Origin of the sequence: Coleofasciculus sp. LEGE 07092 (assembly GCF_015207375.1) — a bacterium.
Classification (GTDB): Bacteria; Cyanobacteriota; Cyanobacteriia; order Cyanobacteriales; family Coleofasciculaceae; genus LEGE-07092.
Window position 1 is genome coordinate 1 of sequence record NZ_JADEWY010000210.1, and the last position, 6,584, is coordinate 6,584.

Below are 6,584 nucleotides of genomic sequence, written 5' to 3' on the forward strand. Positions count from 1 at the left end.
GGTGTGGGGTGTAGGGTGTGGGGAAGATGGGGGAAGAAAAATTACTTCCTTGTTTCCTTGTCTCCTTGTCTCCCTTATCTCTTCCCCTACCTTAACCTGTACGAAAACAGTGAATCCCATGAGTGACCCAGATCAGAAAAATTGGCACCAGAAGACCGCTGTCAGGCTGCTACTGCTTTTGTTGCTGCCCCTGATTGTCGGAGGTCTTTATTTGCTGACTACACGATTAGCCGTTAGAAGACCTCGGTCTGTTCCTGTTACCCCTGAGACTTCTTTACAGTTCAGATCCCCGACTTCTTAGAGAAGTCGGGGAGTACACCTTTCACCTTTATCCTGAACATTATCATAAGATAATATGATTAAATTCCTTCAGATAATATGTAAAACTAATAAACAGAAATACAAACTTAACTCAATTACATAAATAAGGAGGCAACCGATGATAGCAGTTGCTGAGGGAGTTCAGCGTCGGTTGACGATGCAGACTATCGAAATTGCTGTAGATACAACCGCAATCCGCTCGTTGGACTGGGATCGCGATCGCTTTGATATTGAATTTGGGCTACAAAATGGCACCACCTACAATTCATTCCTGATTCGGGGTGAAAAAACTGCATTGGTGGATACGTCCCATGAAAAGTTTCGCCAACTGTATCTAGATACATTAACGGGATTAATTGACCCGACAACCCTGGATTATCTCATTGTCAGCCATACGGAACCCGATCATAGTGGCTTAGTTAAAGATATCCTGGCACTGGCTCCCCAAATTACGGTTGTGGGTTCAAAAGTGGCAATCCAGTTTCTGGAAAATTGGCTGCATCAACCCTTTCAATCGCAAATTGTGAAAAATGGCGATCGCATCGATTTAGGGAATGGACATATCATAGAAGCCGTGATTGCCCCTAACCTCCATTGGCCCGATACTATTTTCACATACGATACCAAAACGCAGATTCTCTATACCTGTGATGCGTTTGGGATGCATTATTGTGATGACCACACCTTTGATGAAGATTTAGACCTGATTGAAGAGGATTTCAAATATTACTATGACTGTTTGATGGGTCCGAATGCCCGTTCGGTACTGTCGGCACTCAAGCGGATGGGTCAGTTACCGGAAATTACCACCATTGCCACAGGTCACGGACCTTTACTGTATCACAACCTTACTGAACTAACTGGACGTTACCGCCAGTGGAGTGAGGAACAGGCGAAAGCTGAAACGACGGTGGCGGTATTTTACCTATCCGATTATGGGTATAGCGATCGCCTTTCCCAAGCGATCGCCCATGGTATCACCAAGACAGGGGTAGCCGTGGAAATGATGGATTTGCGATCGGCTGAACCCCAAGAGGTGAAAGAATTGATGAGTATTGCCTCTGGGGTAGTGATTGGTACGCCACCCACAACTGGAGATACAGCAACTACAGCGCAAACGGCAATTGGTACTCTACTCGGATCGACGAATTCTAAGCAGTCCTTTGGTGTGTTTGAGTCGGGTGATGGGGATAGCGAATCAGCGTATTTGTTGGTGAATAAGTTTCGGGATTTAGGGCTGAATCCGGGTTTTCCACCGATTTTAGTTAAAGATACGCCCACCGAACAAACCTATCACTTATGTGAAGAAGCGGGGACAGATTTGGGACAGTGGTTATCCCGCGATCGCACGATCAAGCAAATCAAAGCTTTAGATAGTGACCTGGATAAAGCGTTAGGCAGACTCAGTAGCGGACTCTATATTATTACCGCGAAAAAGGGTAATATCAGTAGCGCGATGGTAGCGTCTTGGGTAGCGCAAGCGAGTTTCCAACCCTTGGGGATATCGGTTGCGGTAGCCAAAGACCGAGCGATCGAGTCTCTGATGCATATTGGCGATCGCTTTATCCTGAATGTCCTGGAAGCGGGGAATTACCAGGGACTGATAAAGCATTTCCTGAAGCGTTTTCCTCCCGGTGCTGACCGTTTCGAGGGGGTCAAGACCTATGCCGCAAGTAATGGTTCTCCCATTCTGGCAGATGCCCTGGCTTATATGGAATGCGAAGTGAAAAGCCGGATGGATTGTGGCGATCATTGGACGATTTACGCCACGGTTTCGGCAGGTCGGGTGTCTCAAACGGATGCGCTGACGGCGGTACACCATCGTAAGGTGGGGAATCATTATTGATTGGGTAGCCATGCTCATCATCCGCCCGGAGTTCAAAGATGTTGTTGGCGAATTCCGAAAACCTAACCCCCCAGCCCCCTTCCCTAGTAGGGAAGGGGGAGATTGAAAGCCCCTCTCCTTGCAGGGGAGGGGTTTGGGGAGGGGTCAGACCCCTCATCAATTCGCCAACGGTATCTTCAAACTCCGGGCTAATACATTAAGTCCACTCAAGTGGACTGCAATCTCTGTATAGTTGACTGTCTAACTCAATTGGTTTTCTAGTCCTCTTCAGAGGACTTTCGCTATGAGCCAGGGGTTTGAACCCCTGGCTGATTGGTGCGTAGGTGTAAGAGGAGAGTTCAATTCCTACTACTTTGGCTCGTCTTGCAGCATCTCTAAGATTTGAAAGCAGAGTTTGAGTAGAAAAATCAGAAACCCTGCTTCAGGGTTCAGCCAAGTAGCAAAGCTGACGACAACAAACTCGACTATTTTTAGCCATTTCCGAGTCTTCCTAGATTTCGCTGGTTGAGCGGGTTGCGTGAAGCGAAGCTGTCCCGTGGGGAATCGCTTTTGCTTGAGTTCTTCCGCAGGCTTATTGGTGTTGGCAGTTTTCATCGTGATGATTTCCTCAGTGAACTCCCAACACTGTGTCAAACCTAAGCCAGTACCCTGGTTCAGCAAATGAACAGGTACGAATCAGCTTGTGTCCACCTTTGTCCAACTTGTGTTCGCGTGGCTAGGATAGTTAAAAGGCTGAAACTTGAATATGGCAGGACAGACAGGGCGATCGCTTAGATTATCCGCACAAGGAATACAGAAGGCGGACATTGCTTTAAAAAAATTTGCTGGCAAACGGGATTTAGCAGCTAACCTGGAGATGTCTCCTACGACAGTGACGAATTTTTTTGCAGGTAGACCCGTTCAACCCAGAAAGTTTCACGCAATTTGTAAAAAGCTAAAGCTGGACTGGCAAGAGGTTACGGATCTACCGAAAACAGTTGAATCTGGTTCAATTGAGAAGAATCAGGACAACGGTTCTGATATTGACGAATTGGTGCAGGAGGTGCGATCGCGCTGTTGTGAGAAAATCCAACACCTGTACAGCAAAATCCGGTTGTTGAATCGCCAGCAGATTGACGTAGATAAGCTTTATGTGGATGTTTATGTGCTGGAGAAGCTTACTAGCGAGTCTTACGCAAAGATTCCCGATCTGCTGAAAGACTCAAACTATCGAGATAACTTTGACCGCTTGGGGTTAGGTCAGCGTGGAGAGCGATCGCCTGGATTTGAAATAGCTGCCCATCACCCTAGATTAATGATATTGGGTCAACCAGGCTCAGGTAAAACTACATTCTTGCGACATCTGGCTGTTGCTTGCTGCAAGGGTGAATTTCTGGCTGACTATATCCCCATTTTGATTGAACTCAGAGGTATCAATGCTAGTGAGTTCAACTTATTCAACTCTATTCATCAAGAATTTGACCTGGTTGATGAGGAGCAAACCAAACAAATCTTGAAGCAGGGTAAGGCTGTGATATTGCTGGATGGATTAGATGAAGTTCCCAGTCAGTCGAGGCGAGATGTACAAGATCATATTTATGAGTTTTCTCAGCAACAGAAGTATTATAAAAATCGTTTTATCCTTACCTGTCGGACCCAAACGACAAAATACATATCTGATAAGTTTGATTGCGTTGAAGTTGCTGAATTTACACCAAAGCAAGTTGATGAATTTGCCAAAAACTGGTTTAAGTCATTTGCTGAAACACCGGAACAAGGAGCAGATCTTACAGAAAAGTTTCTCAATAAGCTGAGATTGCCTGAAAACCAACCAACGACTGACCTAGCAGTTACTCCAATATTACTGAGTTTGACTTGCTTGGTTTTCACCGACTTGAAAGATTTACCTGCTAAACGCTCTGATTTGTATGAGCAGGGAATTAATTTGCTTTTACAAGACTGGGATGAAAAAAGGGGAGTCAGGCGAACAGTAGGAAGTGAACGCTACCGCAATTTATCAGTAGCAGAAAAGAAAAAGCTTCTGAGTTATCTTGCTGTCCGTAAGTTTGAGCAAGAGCAATTTTTGTTGTTTGAGCAAAGTGAAATTCAGAGCTACATTGCGAAGTATCTAAGTATTTCAACTGAGGAGAGCCAAGAAGTGCTGGAGGCGATAGAAGCGCAGCATGGTTTATTGATTAAACGGGCGCAGGGGATTTGGTCGTTCTCTCACCTGACGTTTCAAGAGTATTTTGCAGCGAAATGGTTTTGCGATAGCTCTGATTGGGATAGTTTAATCAAGCACATTACACACTCGCATTGGCGAGAAGTTTTGCTGCTGACAACCGGAATGTGTGAGGATGTAAACCGTTTCCTGAAGTTAATGAAACAGCAGGTTGATGCACTTGTAGCTGGTGATGAGCATTTTCAGAAGTACTTGAAGTGGGTCAATCAGAAATCTCGTTCACTGGAGAATCTACGTAAACAAGCAGCAGTTAGAGCCTTTTACTTGTCTCGTTCCCTCAATCTCTCCTTTGAACACCGTTTATCTTGCTCTCTCGATCCCTCCTTCGAGCAATACCTATCCGATCCTCTAAGTCTCTTTTCTGATTACTGCCTATACCGCTCTCTCCACCACTCCTACTCTCCTGACCTCGAGCAATGCCTCTACAGCTCTGGTGCAGATGGCCCTTCCTTCATGGCTGTCTCTCGCTATCTCGATTTTGAACTCTTTCTTGGAGAACTCCTTAAGCAATCGGTCAACCTTGAGCCTAAACTCAAGGAAGCATTACTAAAGCTAAAAAATCAGCTACCAGCTCAACGAGAAAGAGCAAACTATAAGCAATGGTGGCAGGATAACAGTCAAGCCTGGATTGGAGAGTTGAGAGATGTCATGATTAACCACTGCGATATTGGTCATGATTGGCTGTTCACCGAAAAGCAGAAACAATTGCTAGAGCAGTATTACGATGCAAATATCTTGCTGGTGGATTGCCTAAATAGCGGTTGTGCGGTAAGTGATGAAGTAAGGAAGGAGATTGAGGAGACGTTGTTGCTACCTATTGCAGAGATTGAAAAGCGTCAGCAGTGGATTTTGTAGCAAATGTAGCGGATGAATTAATAGAAACTATCACCGATAACCTATCCGTTACATCCGTTACAAAATTCGTTGCCAACCAATTACTGATGAACAAGGAAAAATTGAACAAAACATATTGTTATCGATGCTAATTTTAACCAAGAAAGGATAAAAAATGTCCCAAAAATTAGTTGATTTAATAAACCAAGCAGACGCCCTCACCCCTGATGAGCAATTGCAGCTCATAGCCCACTTAACACAAAAACTACGACGTTGCGAGATTAAACCGAAACCAAGCCGTAAAGTTACGGAATTTGCTGGAATAGCCCCTAATCTACTAAGGGGTATGGATGCTCAAGAATATGTCACCCGCATCAGGCGTGGGGAATTTCCAGAATTGGAAATTGCAGAAGTGGAATCAAGGAAAGAGGAGTGAACATTACAGAAAGCCTCCAGGGTGTGACGCGGTTGTTCCTGAACACTGCACCAGTTATCTACTACATTGAGCGAAGCCCACAATACTTTGCCCTTGCCAGCGTAGTGCGATCGCACTCCCTTATCCGCTACACCGTCACCGTTACCGGATGAAAGGCGATCGCATTCAGTCAGTCTCTGTTGTAGTTATAATCAGCATATTTAATCAATAAGGACTTTACCAATAAAATTAGCCAATCTATACTGGGTTCTAGTAACACAGGCTGAAGGAACCTCCCATGCACGAGCCTCTAACATCCCCACCCAGTAGCTGGTACGAACAGTTAAAGCGGAATCACATTGTCCGGGCGCTAGAAACTATCCAAGACTTATTTATCATTTCCCTGTGTGTAGGGTTGTTCGCTTTCATGGCGATTCAGCTTCGAGAGATGTTTTTAGAGTTGCTACCTCCCCTAGATTTCCAAAATGTTACCTCCGATATTCTGTTCTTGCTGATTTTAGTTGAGTTATTCCGACTGCTGATTATTTACTTACAAGAACAGCGCGTATCCATTGGAGTCGCTGTGGAAGTTTCTATCGTTTCCGTTCTGCGAGAAGTTATCGTGCGGGGCGTTTTAGAAACATCCTGGATTCAAATTTTAGCCGCCTGTTCTTTCTTAATCGTGATGGCAGCACTCCTCATCGTTCGCGTGTGGTTGCCACCCACTTTTGAAGGAATTGACCCAGAAAAACGCTTGGCGATGAGAAATAAGCGTCTTTCCACGACTCACTCATCTGAATCTCCTGTTACGAATCTAGACTCTCGCGTTATGGCTTCTGTCTTTGCAGATAGCACGAGTCATTTAGATCCGGTTTCTAAATAAAATTAGATCCCTCTTGCATCCCCCTCGTTTCTAATGTCTCCCCTTACTAAGGGGGGATTAGGGG

General features: G+C 45.1%; 6 protein-coding genes. 5 read left to right on the forward strand and 1 reads right to left on the reverse strand.

All coding sequences use genetic code 11. The features are described 5' to 3' along the window. Window positions 1-439 precede the first annotated feature (439 nt). Complete coding sequence (locus tag IQ257_RS28300) at window positions 440-2,167, forward strand: diflavin flavoprotein (RefSeq protein WP_193882702.1); 1,728 nt, start codon at window positions 440-442, stop codon at window positions 2,165-2,167. Window positions 2,168-2,515: 348 nt separating this feature from the next. Here IQ257_RS28300 and IQ257_RS28305 read toward each other — a convergent pair whose 3' ends face one another. Then, a complete protein-coding gene (locus IQ257_RS28305; RefSeq protein WP_193882338.1) occupies window positions 2,516-2,761 on the reverse strand; it encodes a hypothetical protein in 246 nt (81 codons plus the stop codon). A 151-nt stretch (window positions 2,762-2,912) separates the two neighbouring features. Between IQ257_RS28305 and IQ257_RS28310 the strand changes: the two genes are divergently transcribed. From IQ257_RS28310 to IQ257_RS28325, 4 genes are all read left to right on the forward strand, one after another. Then, window positions 2,913-5,243, forward strand: a complete 2,331-nt coding sequence (locus tag IQ257_RS28310; protein WP_193882340.1) for an NACHT domain-containing protein — start codon at window positions 2,913-2,915, stop codon at window positions 5,241-5,243. Between the two features lie 154 nt (window positions 5,244-5,397). Then, the gene (locus IQ257_RS28315) at window positions 5,398-5,658 is read left to right on the forward strand and encodes a hypothetical protein (protein ID WP_193882343.1); all 261 of its coding nucleotides are present in this window, start codon (window positions 5,398-5,400) and stop codon (window positions 5,656-5,658) included. Then, window positions 5,655-5,810 carry a hypothetical protein gene (locus IQ257_RS28320; RefSeq protein ID WP_228061116.1) on the forward strand — a complete coding sequence of 52 codons (156 nt, stop codon included), beginning with the start codon at window positions 5,655-5,657 and terminating at the stop codon, window positions 5,808-5,810. Before IQ257_RS28315 ends, IQ257_RS28320 begins: the two co-directional genes overlap by 4 nt. A gap of 125 nt (window positions 5,811-5,935) precedes the next feature. After that, window positions 5,936-6,520, forward strand: coding sequence for a phosphate-starvation-inducible PsiE family protein (locus tag IQ257_RS28325; protein WP_193882346.1), 585 nt, complete (start codon window positions 5,936-5,938; stop codon window positions 6,518-6,520). Window positions 6,521-6,584: the final 64 nt, after the last annotated feature.

Coding starts and splice junctions, on each gene's coding strand:
- IQ257_RS28305 (WP_193882338.1), bottom strand. CDS start 2,761: ATGAAAACTGCCAACACCAATAAGCCTGCGGAAGAACTCAAGCAAAAG.
- IQ257_RS28300 (WP_193882702.1), top strand. CDS start 440: ATGATAGCAGTTGCTGAGGGAGTTCAGCGTCGGTTGACGATGCAGACT.
- IQ257_RS28315 (WP_193882343.1), top strand. CDS start 5,398: ATGTCCCAAAAATTAGTTGATTTAATAAACCAAGCAGACGCCCTCACC.
- IQ257_RS28325 (WP_193882346.1), top strand. CDS start 5,936: ATGCACGAGCCTCTAACATCCCCACCCAGTAGCTGGTACGAACAGTTA.
- IQ257_RS28310 (WP_193882340.1), top strand. CDS start 2,913: ATGGCAGGACAGACAGGGCGATCGCTTAGATTATCCGCACAAGGAATA.